Here is a 16,770-nt window from a genome sequence, read left to right as displayed (position 1 = left end):
CCGACAGCGTCACGGGTTGGGCATCGGTGATCGCAGGCATTGCGCCGTAGCGATTGCTTGCAGGTCGATCGAAACGGTCAGCGTGGTCGGTGGGCTGTTGGGCGGTCAGCCGCTTTTGCCGGTTAGGGTGGAGGTGTGAACGTCGATGTCACCGCCCTACCCGGGATCGGGGTACGCAAAGACTTCCAGCTGCGGTCGGGCCGCCGAGTCGGTGTGGTCGATCACCGCGACGGCGGCATCGATCTGATCGTCTCCAAACCCGATGACCCGGACTCCTGCGCCGCGCAAGTACCGCTGACTCCCGACGAGGCCGCGGTGCTCGCCAACCTACTCGGCTCGCCGCAGCTGGTGGCGAAGCTACGCGAGGATCACCGCGACCTACCCGGGATCACCACCCGCCAGCTACCCATCGCCGAGGATTCGCCGTACGAGGGCCGCACCCTCGGCGAGACCGGAATGCGCACGCGCACCAAGGCTTCCATCGTCGCGGTGATGCGCGCGGGGCAGCTGCACCCCTCACCGGGACCGGACTTCACCTTCACCGCCGATGACATACTCGTGGTCGTCGGTACCCCCGACGGTCTGGACGCGGCCGCGAAGATCCTGACGCACGGGTGAGAGCGTGAACGAAACCGCGCTCGCCCTTATCGAGCTCGGGGCGGTGTTATTCGCACTCGGCATGCTCGGGAGAGTGGCGGCTCGCTTCGGTATGTCCCCGATTCCGCTATACCTGCTCGGTGGGCTGGCCTTCGGCCAGGGCGGATTCATCCAACTGGGCGCCGCGAACGAATTCGGCCATATCGCAGGCGAAATCGGCGTGGTGCTGCTGTTGTTACTGCTCGGCCTCGAGTACACCGCGGCCGAATTGGTGACCGGATTGCGGCGCTCCTGGGCCGCGGGCCTGGTCGATATCGTCGCGAACGCGACGCCCGGCGCGGTGGTCGCCTTGCTACTCGGCTGGGGGATGACCGGAGCCATCACCCTGGCCGGCGTCACCTACATCTCGTCCTCGGGCATCGTCGCCAAGGTGCTCAACGACCTCGGCCGCCTCGGTAACCGGGAAACCCCGGTCATCCTGTCGATTCTGGTTTTCGAGGATCTCGCGATGGCGATGTATCTGCCGATCCTCACCGCGATCCTGGCCGGTACGAGCTTGCTGAGCGGGCTGACCGTGCTCGGTCTGGCCCTGGCCACGGTCACCGTCGTCTTGGTCGTCGCGCTGCGGTACGGCCGGTACGTCTCGGCCATCGTGGACAGCGCCGACCGCGAGGTATTCCTGTTGAAGCTGCTGGGCGCGGCGCTGCTGGTCGCCGGGCTGGCATCGGCGCTGAATGTTTCGGCGGCAGTCGGCGCGTTCTTGCTCGGCATCGCGATCTCCGGTTCGACCGCGCGCGAGGCGACGAAATTGCTGGAACCGATCCGGGATCTGTTCGCGGCCATCTTCTTCGTGGCCTTCGGACTCAGTACCGATCCCGGGGCCATTCCACCGGTGCTGGGCTGGGCGATTCTGCTCGCGGTGGTGACGGTGGTGACCAAGGTCGCGACCGGCTGGTGGGCGGCGAGTCGGCAGGGCATCCGCCGGATGGGCCGGGCGCGAGCGGGCGCCGCACTGGTGGCGCGCGGTGAATTCTCCATTGTCATTGCGGGTTTGGCGGTGGGCATGGGCGGGGTCGACGGTCAACTCGCCGCACTCGCCTCGGCCTATGTGCTACTGATGGCGGTGCTCGGTCCGATCGCGGCCCGCGTCGTCGAACCGGCAATCGGCATGGTGCAGCGCCGCTTCAGCCCCGCCGTCAGCACCGGATAGCGGCTGCGCCACAACGGAACTCGTCCCGGTATCGGCGCCGGCCGCGGGAATTCGGGACGCCGCAAGCGGATTCGTCGATACCGTTGTCGGCGCGGCGGAAGTCGCCTCGCGTTCGGCACGCAGGCGTTCGATGCGCCGCCAGAAAGTAGACGCGACGAATCCGACCGCCAAACCGATCAGGGCCGCGCACATATGCCCGTAGTCGGTGAAGGTCGGTCCGATCAGCAGTGCCGAGCCGAGGAATACGACGATGACACCCGCCCACAGCGCGCGGACCATACCGCGGAAGTGGAACGCCATGGCCGCCAAAACCGCAGTGAACCCGTAGCTGGTGCCGACGTCCGCCGCATACTGCACACGCACGGGGATGACGTGGTGGTCGATGGCATGGTCGATGGCGGTGACGGTGAGCAGCGTCGCGCCGATATGTCCGGTCGCGAACAGCAGAATCCAGCGACTGGTGCCGAGCCAGCGTTCGGCGAAGCCCATGACGACCAGAATCTCCGCGATGGTGACCCACGGAAATTGCCCCTGGGTCCAGAACGCCGACGCCACCAGCACCTGGATCGGGTTGTGCTGCATGTTGTAGAGGTTGGTGGAGGCCGAGAAGATCAGCCTGCGCTCCACCGAATCGCCGACCCCGCGCAGCGTCCACCAGGTGATGAACAACGTAAACGCGTAGGCCGTGCTGGCCGGTGCGCCGGACAGGTGTTGGCGCAGTTCGGGCAGCAGTCGGCGCACCAATCGGGGCCGACGCGCCCACGACCAGACCGCACGCAACTCGTCACCGAGGTCGACGGTCTGCGTCCAGGGGGAGTGGATTCGGCGCAAAGTGGGGGCAACCACATGCACAAGTCTGCCGGTTCCGAAGCACTTCTGCCCGTAGACCCGCCCGGTCTGTGTCCTGGCTCACCTGAGCTGGTCTTTTCGCCGTAACGTCGATTCACACCCGGGGCATCGTCGGCTCCGCAGAATTGGTCCGCCGACCACGAGGTCGGCCGAGTGCTTGCCGGTCGGACCGTTGTCCTCGCCGCTGCGTGCACTGGCCGTCGCACTGGCGACGCGCTGTCACCCGATCTGGCAACTGGCGATGCGCTGCCGCGTGCTCCTGCAACTTCGGCAAGTTGCACGCGAATTCTGCAGACCCGCCGCGAGCACATGACGCCGGTCAAGTCCAGTTGGCGACTGAGCCTGATCCGGCTCGGCGGCTCTGGGCCGCAATGAGACTCGGCATGCGTACCGAAATTGCCGTGCTGTTCTTGCAAATGTGCGAACACCTGTTGTTGCCTGGCGAATTCACGAGATCCATTGTGCCCCAGCAATATCAGTGCTGATCGATTGCCGGAAGTGGCTATCGGTGGGATTCGGCGGCGGCGGACCGTTCGGTATGCATGGGGCACAGCTGATCGCCGCCGGATAGCGGGCGCTGTCTCACTGGCCGGATTCATCCCATGCCAAATTTAGCGGACAGTAGTACTGTAAATCGTCTACCTGCTGGTTCTTGACAAGCGGGCGGGCTCGCGCTGTCCCGATGACGGTCGACGTCCGCCCAACGAGGGAGTTCGCGTGCTGGAAATCGATCACTTCAGCCACGGGTTGCTCACGCCGGTTGTCGCTTATCTGATGTCATTCACCGGATCATTGCTGGGACTGCGGTGCGTGGTTCGGGCGCGGGCCGGTAGCGGCCACGCCGGATGGCTCGTCGCCGCGGCCGTCGCGATCGGCGGCACCGGTATCTGGGTCATGCATTTCATTGCCATGCTGGGCTTTTCGATCCACGGCGCATCGATCCGCTACGACGTGCCGATCACCCTGCTCAGCGCGGTGATCGCGATGGCGGTGGTGTGGATCGGATTACGGGTCGCGCAGCTGCCTGGATTGGAGCCGGTGGCGCTGTACATCGGCGGTGCGATCACCGGCGTCGGCGTCGGCGCCATGCACTATTCCGGCATGTATGCGATGAAATCCGATGCGGTCATCGAATACGACGGACGAATAGTGTTGCTGTCCATGGTGATCGCGGTGATCGCCGCGACGGCGGCGCTCTGGTTCGCGCTGCATATCCGCGGCACGCTGGCCACCATCGGCGCGGCGCTGGTGATGGGCGTCGCGGTCTGCGGCATGCACTACACCGGTATGTTCGCGATGCATGTGCAGAACGGCCATCACATGCACCCACCCGCGGGCGCGGGCGCGACCCAACTGCTGACTCCGCTGACGGTCGGCGTCGGCATGGTCACCATGATGCTGCTACTGCATATCGGCATTACCGATGTCGAGGATCCGGCCTACGACGGTGCGCGCGGACCGCGCCCGGCGCGCTACTGGCCGACCAGGGACTGAGTCTGCATAGCCCGGTGGGGTCGTCCTGGGAGCTTGTCGCACAGGCGATTTCGACGGGTTCAGTGGCGCGGTACCTCGGTCCGCGTCGGCCAGTACGCGGTCGGCAGTATCTGCGGTTCCACCGGTGGCAGCGGCGGTAGCGGATCGGGTTTGGCGCGCGGTGTGATGCGCAGCGGCGGCAGTTCTACGCTGCGATCGATCTCGGTCAGGCTGACGCTGATGAGCAGCAGCATCGTCACCACACTTATCACGACGATGATCGGCGCGATCAGCTCCATGGCGCCGGTCCCTTCGGGGGTATGCATATCTCCGGTGTGCGCATGCATCGCCGACATCCCGGTGTAATGCATGCCGCAAACGGCCACACCCATGATCAGTCCGGCGCCGATGGTCGCGAAAAATCCCTTGACCCGCAACGTGAACCAGAGCGCAACCGTCGCCGCCACCACCGCAATGGCCATCGACAGCCCGACCCGCCGCGCGTCATAGCTGATCATCGCATTCGACTTCATCGCATACATGCCCATGTAATGCATAGCCCCGACGCCGAGGCCGGTGATCGCACCTCCGGCCAGCAGGCCGCGCAGCGACGGTTCGGGTTTGACTACGATGAACAGCCCGATGCCGACCACGGCTATCGCGGTGATCGCGCTGATCAGGGTAAGCGGAATGTCGTACCGGATCTCGGTGCCGCGGATCGAAAAGCCCAGCATCGCAATGAAATGCATGACCCAGATGCCGGTCCCGCCGATGGCGACGGCCGCGCCGAGCAGCCAGCCGATCCGATCCTTGCCGCTGCGGGCGCGTGCGGCGCACTGCAAGCCGAGCAGGCATCCGGTGACCGACATGGTGTAGGCCAGCAGCGGGGTCAGTAGTCCGTAACTGAAATGGTAGATGTCGAGCACGCACGCCCCCACTGCCGAAAAAAGAGCATCGGCGATTGAAATAACAGCGGGTCAGACGATACGACAGCCGTCGACCCCATGGGAGCCGAAATCTGGTTTCGTATAAGTGGTTTCGGTCACTTTTAGGTTTGATTGAAACCCGAATTGGTTAGCGAGCCGGACGCTGTCTCGGTTGCCGCCCCATGGCTGATCGGTTGCGCGGCACAACGCCGAAAGTGACTGTTGCGGAGGCAATTCGGCTCGATACGGTTGAAAACCCCAATGGGTGCAGCCGGATTCGACGATAGCGGGGCCGTAGGCGGAGCGAATGCGGGCAGAGTTGCCGGTTGACCGAACGACAAGAAGGCCGGTTGCGAAAAACGAAGCGCCCGCGCTGTCAGGCGCGGGCGCTTCGGAAAAATCGAGCAGAACGAACTAGTCGAGGTAGTCGCGCAGGACCTGTGAGCGGCTCGGGTGGCGCAACTTGCTCATGGTCTTCGACTCGATCTGCCGGATGCGCTCACGGGTGACCCCGTAGACCTGACCGATCTCGTCGAGGGTGCGCGGCTGGCCGTCGGTCAGGCCGAAGCGCAGCCGGACCACACCCGCCTCGCGCTCGGACAGCGTCTCCAGCACCGACTGCAGCTGATCCTGCAGCAGCGTGAAGCTCACCGCGTCCACCGCGACGACCGCCTCGGAGTCCTCGATGAAGTCGCCGAGTTGGCTGTCGCCCTCATCGCCGATGGTCTGGTCCAGCGAGATGGGCTCACGCGCGTACTGCTGGATCTCGAGGACCTTCTCCGGCGTGATGTCCATTTCCTTGGCCAGCTCCTCCGGGGTGGGCTCGCGGCCCAGATCCTGGAGCAGCTCGCGCTGGATGCGGCCGAGCTTGTTGATGACCTCGACCATATGCACCGGGATGCGGATGGTGCGGGCCTGATCGGCCATGGCGCGGGTGATGGCCTGCCGGATCCACCAGGTGGCGTACGTGGAGAACTTGTAGCCCTTGGTGTAGTCGAACTTCTCCACCGCGCGGATCAGACCGAGGTTGCCCTCCTGGATCAGGTCCAGGAATGCCATACCGCGGCCGGTGTAGCGCTTGGCCAGCGAGACCACCAGACGCAGGTTCGCTTCCAGCAGATGGTTCTTGGCGCGGTTGCCGTCGCGCACGATCCAGGTGTAGTCGCGGCGCATCGCGACCGGCAGCTTCTCACCCTGCTCGGCGAATTCGCGCACCTTCTCCGCCGCGTAGAGGCCGGCCTCGATCCGCTTGGCGAGTTCGACCTCTTCCTCGGCGTTGAGCAGTGCGACCTTGCCGATCTGCTTGAGGTAGGCACGCACCGAGTCGGCCGATGCGGTGAGCTCGGCATCCTTGCGGGCCTGGCGCAGCGCCTCGGATTCCTCCTCGTCCCAGACGAAGTCGCCGGAGGCCTTGTCCGCGGCGGTCGGTTCGTCGGCCCCGGTCTCCTCGGCGACTTCCTCGACCAGTTCCTCGGCCTCGTCGGCGAGATCGTCCTCGGAGACCTCGAGATCGCCGAGATCCTCGATGTCGAGCTCCTCGGCCTCGATGTTCTCGTCGCCGCCGGGTTCGCCGTCCGGTCCGGCCTTCTTCGGCCCGGCCTTCTTGGCCGGGCCCTTCGTCGCCTTCGCGGCGGCGGCCTTCTTGGCCGGAGCCTTCTTGGCAGCGGCCTTCTTGGCCGGGGCCTTCTTCGCGGCAGCCTTGCGGACCGGCCGTGCTTCGGTTACATCTGCGGAGTCGGCATCGGCCGATTCGGCGGTCTGACGGGTCGTGGCTACCACGTACGCCCTTTCGTGACGGTCTCGTGCGGCGTCACGCCAGAGTGGTGTTCCGGCGGAGCGGTCTGTCGGGTTTCACCGGCTGAGCGCCGGGTCTGGGGTTTCCGGCTCGCGGCCGGAGTACGTTCCATTGTAACGATCGAACCAGGGTACCTACGGCACGATCCCGGCAACGGCTAATGCCGCACTCTCCGCGCGTCTACGGTGCGATGCCCGCATCGATGGCCATGGCCGCCCCCACGATGCCCGCGGTGTTCTCCAGTCGGGCCGGAATCACCTGGGTTCGGTTGGTGAGCAATGGAATCCATTGTTCGGCATCGCGGCTGATGCCGCCACCTGCGACGAAGACCTTCGGCCAGAACAAATTCTCCAGGCCGCTGAGCACAATGCTGACCTGGGCGGCCCACTGCTCGTAGGTCAGGCCGTCGCGATCCTTGATCGAAGCGGCGGCGCGGTGTTCGGTCTCCATGCCACCGATCTCCAGGTGGCCGAGTTCGGTATTGGGCACCAGCGTGCCGTGGAACAGCAGCGCGGAGCCGATGCCGGTGCCGAAGGTCAGCAGCACCACCAGACCGTCGAATTCCTTTGCCGCGCCGTAGTGATCTTCGGCCAGACCGGCCGCGTCGGCGTCGTTGAGCACGGTGACGGCGCGGCCGTCGAGGGCGGCGGAGAACAGCGCCCGCGCGTCGGTGCCGATCCACGCCTTGTCGATATTGGCGGCCGTCTGCGCGACGCCTTCCAGCACGACCGAGGGCAGTGTGATGCCGACCGGGCCGTCCCAATCGGCCTGGGCGACCAGTTTGGCGACCGCGTCGGCGACCGCCTGCGGTGTCGAGGGATGCGGTGTCAGAATCTTTATCCGCTCATGGACCAATGCTCCGGTGGCCAGATCCACCGCGGCGCCCTTGACGCCGCTGCCACCGATATCGATACCGAATGCGTGCCCCCGAGCGGACATGACGTTCCCTCGTTCCCTGTGCTGGCCGATGTGTGAACACGCCGCCGCACAGGAGCTCACCACCGGCTGGCCGCGGAGCATGCGGTGATGTGCCCGACGACGGCGTTGTGTCGTGCACGACAAGAGTAATGGCCGGGCATCGGTTCCCGTTCGCCGAGGATGTGTGATGGCATGGGGGCATGCCGGAGACCAGAGTGTCAGTTACCGCCCGCCCGCCCGCGACGCCATCCGAGGATGTTGCCGAATTGCGCCGGATCGCGGTCCAACTCGCCGAAACCGCGGCCGCGCATGTGCGCTCGCGTCGGCCCGAGGTATTCGGTCCGGAGGGTGCGCGCGACGGGGTCGTGCAGGCCAAAGGCCACCCGACCGATCCGGTGACGATCGTCGATACCGAGACCGAGGATCTGATCCGGCGCCTACTCGATGAAGCGCGCCCCGGCGATCCGATCCTCGGTGAGGAGGGCGGCGGCAGCCTGATCGACGGTGGCGAGGAAACCGTGCACTGGGTGGTGGACCCGATCGACGGCACCGTGAACTTTCTGTACGGCATTCCGGGCTATGCGATTTCGGTGGCCGCGGTGCGCGATGGACAACCCGTCGCCGGCGCGGTGGTCGATGTCGCGCGGGCGGCCACCTACAGCGCCGGACTGCGGATGGGAGCCACGAAGGTGACCGGTGACGGCGCCGTGGAACATCTGCGCTGCACGCCGGTGCGATCGGCGGCGATGGCCTTGGTGTCCACCGGATTCGCGTACGGCAAACACCGCAGGGCCAGGCAGGCGGAGCTGATCGCGCAGATCCTGCCGGAAATCCGCGATATCCGCCGCCTCGGCGCGGCGGCACTGGATCTGTGCTTCGTCGCCGAGGGCCGCGTCGACGCGTACTACGAACACGGACTCAACGCGTGGGACTGGGCGGCGGGCGCTTTGATCGCCGCGGAGGCGGGTGCGGCGCTGCGCTTGCCCGCGGCCACCAGCCCAGGTGCGGCAGGTGAGTTGGTCGTTGCCGCCGCACCGGGAGTCGCGAACGAATTGACCGAACTGCTCGAGCGTGTCGGCGCGACCACCGCGATCCCGGACGCTTGAAAACGGATCGCCCCGGTTTGCCGAAGCGGCATACCGGGGCGATGAAGGTCGGTTCAGGAGGTCAGCAGCGTGCCGTGCGCGCTGCGGACAGCAGTTTGGGATCAATGGACGTCGATCCGCCCGGTGCCGGATTCTTCAGCGATTTCAGCACCTCCTCGGCATCGGGGCTCGGCCGCAGCGATTCGCCGAAGACCGAACCGAGCACCAGGTCCACGGTGTCGTCGTTGCGCTGATCCTCGATCAGCTCGGCGCACGGCGCGACCAACTGGACCGAGGCGGCGGCCGGTCGGCCGTTCACGCCGAAGCGGATCTGGCCGGTGCAGTTCAGGTCGCCGTTGACATAAACCGGATCGTTACCGAATTGCTGTCCCGGCCCGCTCGCGAAGCCCAGATCGCCGAGCGCCGACGCGATGTGCGAGGCCTGACCGCTCTTGCTGTTCGCGTTCAGCACGCGGACCTTCGACGAGGCCAGCGCCGCCGGTTCGACGTCGGTCAGCCGCGACTGGCCCACCCGCTGCCCCATCGGGGCCGGTTGGGGCGATTTCGCGTCGGTGGCCGGGCTCGGCGAATTGCACGCCATCGCGGTTCCGCTGCTGTCCTCGGTGGTCAGGGCCTTGATCCACACTACGGTGCAGATCAGGAGTAGGACGCCGACCAGGATCAACCATGGCTGGTTGCGTCGCCGGAGGAAGGGTTGACCCGTTCGATCCGTTGCGCTGCCTTCGGTGATGAGTGAAACCACGTGCATACTCTACGAAAATGTGTCCGCACTAGTGCGTAAGGTCTCGGCGAGTTCACGGTTGGTGTCGATTACCCCTCAGTTTCGAATCGTCTGTGTTTTGATTGCGACTTTTGCCGCGGCGTCCGCTATTGTCTGGCGGCCCAGATCGAAACATCGCAGCCCAAAACGGTGGTCGGTCGCGGGAACAAGAAGGGCATGTCCTGCGTTTACCGAGCGCTATCAAAGGTGGGTCCGCATGATCCGCCCTGATAGGGGACCGGTGTACGTGTGACGTGCACCACCGGCGGGGCGGTGCTGGTCATTCCGATTCCGAGGGAATCGGTGTGAGTGGCCCGGTCCGGGATATACGGAGTAAGGACGAGGGGAAGACGACATGGCAACCGACTATGACGCACCGAGGCGCACTGAATCCGACGAAGTGTCGGAAGATTCGCTGGAGGAGCTGAAGGCTCGTCGCAACGAGGCACAGTCCGCCGTCGTGGATATCGACGAATCCGATACCGCGGAGTCGTTCGAGCTTCCCGGCGCGGACTTGTCCGAGGAAGTCCTGACAGTTCGGGTGATCCCGAAGCAGGCCGACGAGTTCACCTGTTCCAGCTGTTTCCTGGTCCATCACCGGAGCAGGCTGGCCAGTGAGAGTGGCGGTCAGCTGATCTGCATGGACTGTGCAGCCTGATCTCCGGCGCGAGATCTGATCTCCAGCCGAGATCAACGGTCAGCCCGCGCTCGGCACGCCCGGCCTCAGCCAGGTATGCCAAGCGCGGCCAAGACCCGGTCCGGCCGGCGCGTACTGATCAACCAGTACGGCGTCGGGTCGTCCGGGTCGTCGAGTACAAGTAGCACCATCGGCCCCACCCATGGCCGATGCTGGACATAGGCGGCGGGGTCGAGCTGGCGGCCCAGCGCCGCACTCTTGGCGGTGGGGGCCACCGTGGCCGATCTGGCCACGAAGTTCACCGGCAGATGCGCGCGATCGGCACGGAGTTCGCGGATGCCGGAGCCGTCCTGGGCGACCTCCACCCGATGACGGCTCAGCCACAGCAGCACCCACACCGGCACCGGAAACAGCAACGCGTAGGGCAACCAGGCGCGCAGACCCGGTGCGCCCATATGGATTTCGGCGGCCAGCAACCCGGCGATGGCGAACGCGATCGGCCACCACCACAGCGGCACCCACAGGCGCTCGCGGTAGGGCTCGAAGCTTCGCTTTTGTTCGTCCATAGTCACTGGGTTGGGCTGGTCCGACACGACTCAACACTAATTCACTGAGGTCGAGGGCGTACGCGTAGGCTCGGTGAACGTGAGCGAGCGCAGCGAGCGATTAATCAACACAGCCGCCCGGGCGGTCATGACGGAGCCGAGCGTCAGCGAGGCGCAGTCATGAGCGCCCTTTCACCCATACCTTTGCTGCGGCTCGATCCCGGCATCCCAGTGCCAACGCGTGCCCACCACGGAGACGCGGGCGTGGACCTGTGCACTACAGAGGACGTCATCATCGAACCGGGGGAGCGCGTGCTGGTCGGCACCGGTGTTGCGGTCGCACTGCCGGTCGGCACGGTCGGCCTGATCCATCCCAGGTCCGGACTCGCCGCGAAAACCGGTCTGTCCGTGGTGAATACGCCGGGCACCGTCGATGCGGGCTATCGGGGCGAAATCAAGGTGTGCCTGATCAATCACGATCCGCGCACCCCGATCGAATTGCGTCGCGGGGATCGGATCGCGCAGCTGCTGGTGCAGCGGGTGGAACTGGTCGATTTCGTGGAGGTCGACGTACTCGACGACACCACGCGGGGTGCGGGCGGTTACGGGTCGAGCGGTGGCCACGCCAGTCTGGCCGCGTCGGCCGACGAGGCGGCCACTCTCGGCAAGGAGGCATGACCGGCATGTTCGGGAAGAGACGCAAGTCCGGCGGACGTGACGAATACGCCGAGGACCGGTACGACGACGATTACGCCGACGAATACGGCGAGTACGCCGCCTACGGCGACGCGGGTTACGACGATGAGCCGATCACCGACGAGAACCCCATCATCGATCCGATCACCGACGAGAATCCGATCGTCCCGGCCGATTACGTCGCCGCACGCTACGACGCCGAACCCGAGTACGCCGAACCCGAGTACGCCGAACCCGAGTACGACGAGCACGACTACGACGATGACGTGGACATGCTCAAATCCGGCCCGTACGACTACGACGAGGTGGCCGAGCTGCTGGACAATGTCTCCGATCAGCGCCTCGATCTGGGTTCGGTGATCCTGCCGGTGCCGCCGGGCGGCCAATTACAGGTCGAGATGACCCCGGACGGCACGCCGCAGGCGGTGCACCTGGCGACCGAACACGGTCGGATCACTGTCGCGGCCTATGCCGCGCCCAAATCGGCGGGCCAATGGCGTTCGGTGGCAGCGGATCTGGCCGAATCGCTACGCAAGGACGGCGCCAGGGTCGCGGTGGAGACCGGACCGTGGGGCCGGGAACTGCTCGCCATCACCGAGGGCGCGGACCTGCGCTTCATCGGGGTGGATGGTCCGCGATGGATGGTGCGGCTGGTGGCAGCGGGTCCGCAGGGCGCCGCCGATGACGGTGGGCCGCTGGTGCGGGCCGCGCGAGCGATCTTGACCGAGACCGTGATTCGGCGCGGCGACGATCCGATGCCGGTGCGCGAACCGCTGGCCGTCGTGCTGCCACCGGAGCTGGCCGAGCAGCTGGCCGCCGCGCATCAAGCGCAGGTGGACGCACAGCAGCAGGCAATGGCCGCACAGCAGGCCGCGGTCCAGCCCACACCCCAGCCGCTGGTCCCGCCGCGTATGCCGAATGAACCGCGCCGCGGTGCGGACGGCTCCGCCATGCAGCAGCTCGGGCTGAACTAGAACGCCGCGAGTCCCGCGTTTCCGAGGATCGCGGGATTCGCGCCGAGTTCATCGAGGGTAATCCGGATCAGCTCGGCGCGCGGGATCAGCTCGCCCCATTCTTCGGCGACCGACAGCGGGTGCACCGGATCGTCGACGGCGGTGACGATGGTGACGGGCACCTCGACGGTGCCGAGTCGTTCCGCATCGGGCCATTTGTAGTCGGCGGCCTCCTGCAGCGCCTCGGGCAGCCGCGGCCACTGCGAATGCCAGGACTGGGTGAGCGCGTCGGCGAGCCAGCGCGGGCTGCTCGCGCGCATGCGTTCGACCACCGCGTCGAGCCCGTCCGCACGCAACTGGGCCGCGGTGGCGGCGGCGCTGAGCGCGGCCGGGCAGGCGGCGGTATCGGGACCGGTCCAGGCTGGTAGCGCCGCCACTACGCCGGTTGCTGCCCCGGGATGTTCAGCCGCCCATTCGAGTGCGACCGCCGCGCCGAGGGAGATCCCGGTGGCCAGGACCGGGCCGCGCCCGGCAGCCTCGTCGAGCGCCGCCCGGTACCCGGCAACCACTCCGCACGGGTCGGGTTCGACGGCGATGAATTCGATTCCGCGTGCCGCACAAGCCGGTCCGAAGGCGCGGCGGGCGAAGTCGGCATCCGAACCCGTTCCCGGCAACGCCACGGCGATCAGGGCGCGGCCGCTGCGGTCCGGCGCGAAATGTGGGGAGTCGAACACCGGTCCGAGCGTAGCGGGGGGAGGGTTGCCCATCTACAGTGGCGGGTATACGGCCTTAAGCCGGTCGTTACCGGAACAACCATGATGGCGTGGGACCCACGTCGTCTTGCTCCACGCAGGAGAGCGTCAAATGTCATCCGCCGCCTCAGGTTATTTTCGTCGTCTGAGCCGCAGGCTGACCGAGGATATCGATCAGTTGGACGCCGAGGAACTCGCCGAATCTGCTGATGCGTCGGGTGCTTGCCGGGCCTCGGACTGTCAGCGCGGTGACGAGGCGACCATGCTCGGCCGACTACGCAGTGTCGAGGCGTGTCCGAAGTCTGTCGGCGCCAGTGTTCAGGCAGAATTCTTCGACGGCACCGATGCCATCAGTCTGGTGTGGATCGGCCGCCGCCGTATTCCCGGTATCGAACCGGGACGCAAGATCCTCGTCCGCGGTCGTGTGGGTGACCGGGATGGTCGTAAGGTGATCTACAACCCCTACTACGAATTGCGTGAGAACAGCTGACGTATGCCATCGAGCAACGAGAACGCCGCCGAGATCCACACCCGAGGTCGTGAGCCGATCGACGCGGGCCCGTCCGACGTCGTAGATCGCTCTGTCGACGCCGAAACCGAAGAGGCCGAACAAACCCTCCTCGAGCAGTTGGGCGGCTTCAGCGGCCTGATCTACTCGACGCTGCCGGTGCTGGTTTTCGTGCCCGTGAACACCTTTGCCGGGCTCACTGTGGCGATCTGGTCGGCACTCGGCGTGGCCGCCGCGATTCTGGTGTGGCGGCTGGTGCGGCGCAGCCCCATCCAGCCCGCGATCTCGGGCTTCCTCGGGGTGGGCATCTGTGCGTTAATCGCCTACCGCATGGGTGAGGCGAAGGGTTTCTTCCTGTTCGGCATCTACACCAGCCTGGTCTACGCCGGGGTGTTCCTGGTGTCGATGCTGGTGCGCTGGCCGCTGGTCGGCGTGATCTGGGGTGTGCTCAACGGCCACGGCACCGAATGGCGGTCCGACCGTCGCGTCGTGCGCCTCTACGACCTGGCGACCACCACCTGGGTGATCGTATTCGGCGCGCGCTATCTGGTGCAGTCACAGCTCTACGACACCGATCGCACCGGCTGGCTGGCCTTCGCGCGCATCGCCATGGGCTGGCCGCTGACCGCCGTCGCGCTGGCTGTCACCGTGTGGGCGGTACGCCGGGCCGGACATCTGCCGGTGCGCCGGGGTACGGCCGCCGAAACGGCCTAGGATTCCCGCCCCGAATTCCGCTGGGGTGTTAACGAATCGCCGCCAGAGGTGGGGGAGTACGCACCCTGGGGTGCCTGGTTAGGCGACCGAGTTCATCAGACGATCAGTGCAAGCAAAAAAGCACGATCGGCGAGGAAGGACTCGGAAGTTGGCTACCGAGCACAGCATTGCGACACTGTCGAAGAACCAGGCCCACCACAACCCCGCCCTGTCGGAGAGCCGCCGGGTATCGGCCGAACTGGATAAGTTGATCGGTCCGGCAGCCGCGGGCGATCGTGCGGCGGTCACCGAGATCATCCGGCTGGTCCACCCACTCGTGCGCCGGTATTGCGGTGCGCGCCTTGGCAATACCGCACATCTGCACGTCACGGCCGACGATGTGGTGCAGGAGATCCTGCTGGCCACCGTCAACGCCATTCCGCGCTACCGCGATCAGGGCAAGTCATTCCTGGCCTTCGTCTACGGCATCGCGGCCAATAAGGTGGCCGACGCGTTCCGGCGTTCGCAGCTGCACCCGACGTACCCGGTCGACCAGGTGCCCGATATGGCATCGACCGCCGCAGGCCCGGAGGAGTGGGCGATCGCGTCCGAACGTCGCGAGGCCACCCGGGAATTGATGAAGATCCTGGCACCCGCGCACCGCGAGGTGCTGGTGATGCGGATCATGCTCGGCTGGACCGCGGCGCAGACCGCCGAGGCCATCGGCACCAGTCCCGGCGTGGTTCGGGTGATGCAGCACCGCGCGCTGAACAAGCTGCGCGCGCAGCTCGCGGCCGCATCCTGAGGTCGGACAGGCGCTGATCCGTATCAGCCTTGTCGGGGAGTCAGGGTTTGATACCGTGCGTGGCCAGCGCCACCCGCAGGTCTTCCTCGGCCTCCACGGAGGTCACGAACAACAACTCGTCATCGCCCTCGAAGGGGTCGTCGGGCTGCGGCACGATCACCCGGCCGCCACGCAGAATCGTCACCAGGGCGGCGTCGCGCGGCAGGGTGAGTGTCCGCACCGGCTTGCCCGCCAAGGCGGTATCGCTGGGCAGGGTGATCTCGACCAGATTGGCCTGACCCTGCCGCAGCGTCATCAACCGGACCAGATCGCCGACCGAGACCGCCTCTTCCACCAGCGAGGCAAGCAGCCGCGGCGTCGACACCGCGACATCGACGCCCCAGGACGCATCGAAGAGCCATTCATTGCGTGGGTCGTTGACCCGCGCCACCACCCGGCGCACGCCGAATTCGGTCTTGGCGAGCAGGCTGTGCACCAGATTCGTCTTATCGTCACCGGTGGCGGCGATGACGACCTCGTAGGTCTGCAGACCCGCGTCCTCCAGCAGCGCGAGTTCGCACGCGTCGGCATGGACCCACACGGCATCCGGGATGGCGGCGGGGTCGATGTGGTCGAGCTGGCGCTCGAGCAGCATCACCCGATGGCCGCCGCGCAATAGCTCCCTTGCTATCGATCGGCCGACGGCGCCGGCTCCGGCGATCGCCACTTTCATGTTCAGTCCTCGCTTGCTGGGGGCTTACCGGCCAAGGCGACGGCCTCGCCGACGGAGCCGGAGGTGGCTGCGACATAGACGACGTCGTCGGCTTGGACCACGGTCTTGCTCTCGGGGAGCAGGCCCTGACCGAACCGGATGATGAAGGCGACCCTGGCGCCCACGTTGCGTTCCAGATCGCGCACGGTGCGCCCGTACCACTCCTCGTGCAGCGTCAACTGGGCTACCGCCACGGTGCCCGTCGGATCGCGCCAGGTGGTGGTGCCGCCGTCCCCGATCAGCGTGGTGAGGAAGCGGTCGGTGGTCCACGGCACGGTGGCGATGGTCGGAATGCCGAGGCGCTCGTAGACGGCGGCGCGTTTGGCGTCGTAGATGCGCGCGACCACGCGCTCCACACCGAACATTTCCCGGGCCACCCGCGCGGAGATGATGTTGGAGTTGTCGCCGGAGGAGACCGCGGCGAAGGCGTCGGCCCGCTCGATTCCCGCGCGGGTCAGCACATCCCGGTCGAAGCCGACTCCGACCACCCGCTCGCCTGGAAAGTCCTCGCCGAGGCGCAGGAAGGCGCTGTGGTCCCGGTCGATCACGGTGACCTCATGGCCGACCCGGACCAGGGCGCGTGCCAGCGATGAGCCGACCCGTCCGCAACCCATGATCACTACGTACACCGCAACCTCGTTCCTGGAAACTGTGTTCAATTGGCGGCACTCGCAGGCCCTGCGTGGTTACGCAAGCTTCCTCCTCCGGGGCGGGAGCTCACGCCGCGGGGCGTTCGGTTTGCTTACCTCGGCATCGAACCGTACCCGCCAGATGTTTCCATGGCCCAATTTCCCCT

General features: G+C 66.3%; 19 protein-coding genes. 10 read left to right on the top strand and 9 right to left on the bottom strand.

The genetic code is table 11. The features are described 5' to 3' along the window. Positions 1 to 135: 135 nt before the first annotated feature. Positions 136 to 618: a cation:proton antiporter regulatory subunit gene (locus OIE68_RS15980; protein WP_327100142.1), complete on the top strand. Its 483-nt coding sequence runs from the start codon at positions 136 to 138 to the stop codon at positions 616 to 618. Positions 619 to 622: 4 nt separating this feature from the next. Continuing rightward, entirely contained in the window at positions 623 to 1,807 is a 1,185-nt protein-coding gene (locus OIE68_RS15975) for a cation:proton antiporter (RefSeq protein WP_327100141.1), read from the top strand. Here the strand turns inward: OIE68_RS15975 and OIE68_RS15970 are convergent. Then, entirely contained in the window at positions 1,709 to 2,653 is a 945-nt protein-coding gene (locus tag OIE68_RS15970; RefSeq protein WP_327100140.1) for a rhomboid-like protein, read from the bottom strand. The two genes, OIE68_RS15975 and OIE68_RS15970, sit on opposite strands and share 99 nt — an antisense overlap. Before the next feature lie 720 nt (positions 2,654 to 3,373). Here OIE68_RS15970 and OIE68_RS15965 point away from each other — a divergent pair. Then, positions 3,374 to 4,150 (top strand): MHYT domain-containing protein, encoded by a 777-nt coding sequence (locus OIE68_RS15965; protein ID WP_327100139.1) that lies wholly within the window; start codon positions 3,374 to 3,376, stop codon positions 4,148 to 4,150. 59 nt (positions 4,151 to 4,209) lie between these two features. On the opposite strand, the gene OIE68_RS15960 is transcribed toward OIE68_RS15965, so the two are convergent. The 3 genes from OIE68_RS15960 to ppgK all read right to left on the bottom strand — a co-directional run bounded on the left by OIE68_RS15960 (position 4,210) and on the right by ppgK (position 7,789). Continuing rightward, complete coding sequence (locus tag OIE68_RS15960; protein WP_327100138.1) at positions 4,210 to 5,055, bottom strand: MHYT domain-containing protein; 846 nt, start codon at positions 5,053 to 5,055, stop codon at positions 4,210 to 4,212. Between the two features lie 414 nt (positions 5,056 to 5,469). Beyond that, entirely contained in the window at positions 5,470 to 6,834 is a 1,365-nt protein-coding gene (locus OIE68_RS15955; protein ID WP_327100137.1) for an RNA polymerase sigma factor, read from the bottom strand. Positions 6,835 to 7,030: 196 nt separating this feature from the next. Next, positions 7,031 to 7,789: a polyphosphate--glucose phosphotransferase gene (ppgK, locus tag OIE68_RS15950; protein ID WP_327100136.1), complete on the bottom strand. Its 759-nt coding sequence runs from the start codon at positions 7,787 to 7,789 to the stop codon at positions 7,031 to 7,033. 179 nt (positions 7,790 to 7,968) lie between these two features. Here ppgK and OIE68_RS15945 point away from each other — a divergent pair, with 179 nt between their 5' ends. After that, positions 7,969 to 8,874, top strand: coding sequence for an inositol monophosphatase family protein (locus OIE68_RS15945; protein WP_327100135.1), 906 nt, complete (start codon positions 7,969 to 7,971; stop codon positions 8,872 to 8,874). A 61-nt stretch (positions 8,875 to 8,935) separates the two neighbouring features. Here OIE68_RS15945 and cei read toward each other — a convergent pair whose 3' ends face one another. Continuing rightward, positions 8,936 to 9,616, bottom strand: coding sequence for an envelope integrity protein Cei (gene cei / locus OIE68_RS15940; RefSeq protein WP_327100134.1), 681 nt, complete (start codon positions 9,614 to 9,616; stop codon positions 8,936 to 8,938). A gap of 373 nt (positions 9,617 to 9,989) precedes the next feature. Between cei and OIE68_RS15935 the strand changes: the two genes are divergently transcribed. Beyond that, positions 9,990 to 10,292, top strand: a complete 303-nt coding sequence (locus OIE68_RS15935) for a DUF4193 domain-containing protein (RefSeq protein WP_040692543.1) — start codon at positions 9,990 to 9,992, stop codon at positions 10,290 to 10,292. Positions 10,293 to 10,357: 65 nt separating this feature from the next. On the opposite strand, the gene OIE68_RS15930 is transcribed toward OIE68_RS15935, so the two are convergent. Beyond that, positions 10,358 to 10,837 carry a DUF3093 domain-containing protein gene (locus OIE68_RS15930; protein WP_327101689.1) on the bottom strand — a complete coding sequence of 160 codons (480 nt, stop codon included), beginning with the start codon at positions 10,835 to 10,837 and terminating at the stop codon, positions 10,358 to 10,360. 159 nt (positions 10,838 to 10,996) lie between these two features. Between OIE68_RS15930 and dut the strand changes: the two genes are divergently transcribed. Continuing rightward, complete coding sequence (gene dut, locus OIE68_RS15925; protein WP_040692540.1) at positions 10,997 to 11,494, top strand: dUTP diphosphatase; 498 nt, start codon at positions 10,997 to 10,999, stop codon at positions 11,492 to 11,494. Positions 11,495 to 11,499: 5 nt separating this feature from the next. Next, positions 11,500 to 12,486: a DUF3710 domain-containing protein gene (locus tag OIE68_RS15920; RefSeq protein ID WP_327101687.1), complete on the top strand. Its 987-nt coding sequence runs from the start codon at positions 11,500 to 11,502 to the stop codon at positions 12,484 to 12,486. Here the strand turns inward: OIE68_RS15920 and OIE68_RS15915 are convergent. Further along, complete coding sequence (locus tag OIE68_RS15915; protein ID WP_327100133.1) at positions 12,483 to 13,199, bottom strand: alpha/beta hydrolase; 717 nt, start codon at positions 13,197 to 13,199, stop codon at positions 12,483 to 12,485. The genes OIE68_RS15920 and OIE68_RS15915 overlap by 4 nt on opposite strands. 130 nt (positions 13,200 to 13,329) lie before the next feature. Here OIE68_RS15915 and OIE68_RS15910 point away from each other — a divergent pair, with 130 nt between their 5' ends. From OIE68_RS15910 to OIE68_RS15900, 3 genes are all read left to right on the top strand, one after another. Further along, positions 13,330 to 13,707, top strand: coding sequence for an OB-fold nucleic acid binding domain-containing protein (locus tag OIE68_RS15910; protein ID WP_040692536.1), 378 nt, complete (start codon positions 13,330 to 13,332; stop codon positions 13,705 to 13,707). A gap of 3 nt (positions 13,708 to 13,710) precedes the next feature. Continuing rightward, entirely contained in the window at positions 13,711 to 14,439 is a 729-nt protein-coding gene (locus OIE68_RS15905; RefSeq protein ID WP_327100132.1) for a DUF3159 domain-containing protein, read from the top strand. A 148-nt stretch (positions 14,440 to 14,587) separates the two neighbouring features. Further along, positions 14,588 to 15,223, top strand: coding sequence for a sigma-70 family RNA polymerase sigma factor (locus OIE68_RS15900; RefSeq protein WP_327100131.1), 636 nt, complete (start codon positions 14,588 to 14,590; stop codon positions 15,221 to 15,223). A gap of 40 nt (positions 15,224 to 15,263) precedes the next feature. Here the strand turns inward: OIE68_RS15900 and OIE68_RS15895 are convergent, their stop codons facing one another. Continuing rightward, a complete protein-coding gene (locus OIE68_RS15895; protein WP_040692534.1) occupies positions 15,264 to 15,935 on the bottom strand; it encodes a potassium channel family protein in 672 nt (223 codons plus the stop codon). Between the two features lie 2 nt (positions 15,936 to 15,937). Beyond that, a complete protein-coding gene (locus OIE68_RS15890; RefSeq protein WP_327100130.1) occupies positions 15,938 to 16,603 on the bottom strand; it encodes a TrkA family potassium uptake protein in 666 nt (221 codons plus the stop codon). Positions 16,604 to 16,770 lie beyond the last annotated feature (167 nt).

This window comes from Nocardia vinacea, from assembly GCF_035920345.1.
In the GTDB taxonomy this organism is placed as follows: Bacteria; Actinomycetota; Actinomycetes; order Mycobacteriales; family Mycobacteriaceae; genus Nocardia; species Nocardia vinacea_A.
The sequence above is the reverse complement of the archived record's forward strand: the minus strand, read 5'-3'. Positions and strand labels throughout refer to the sequence as shown.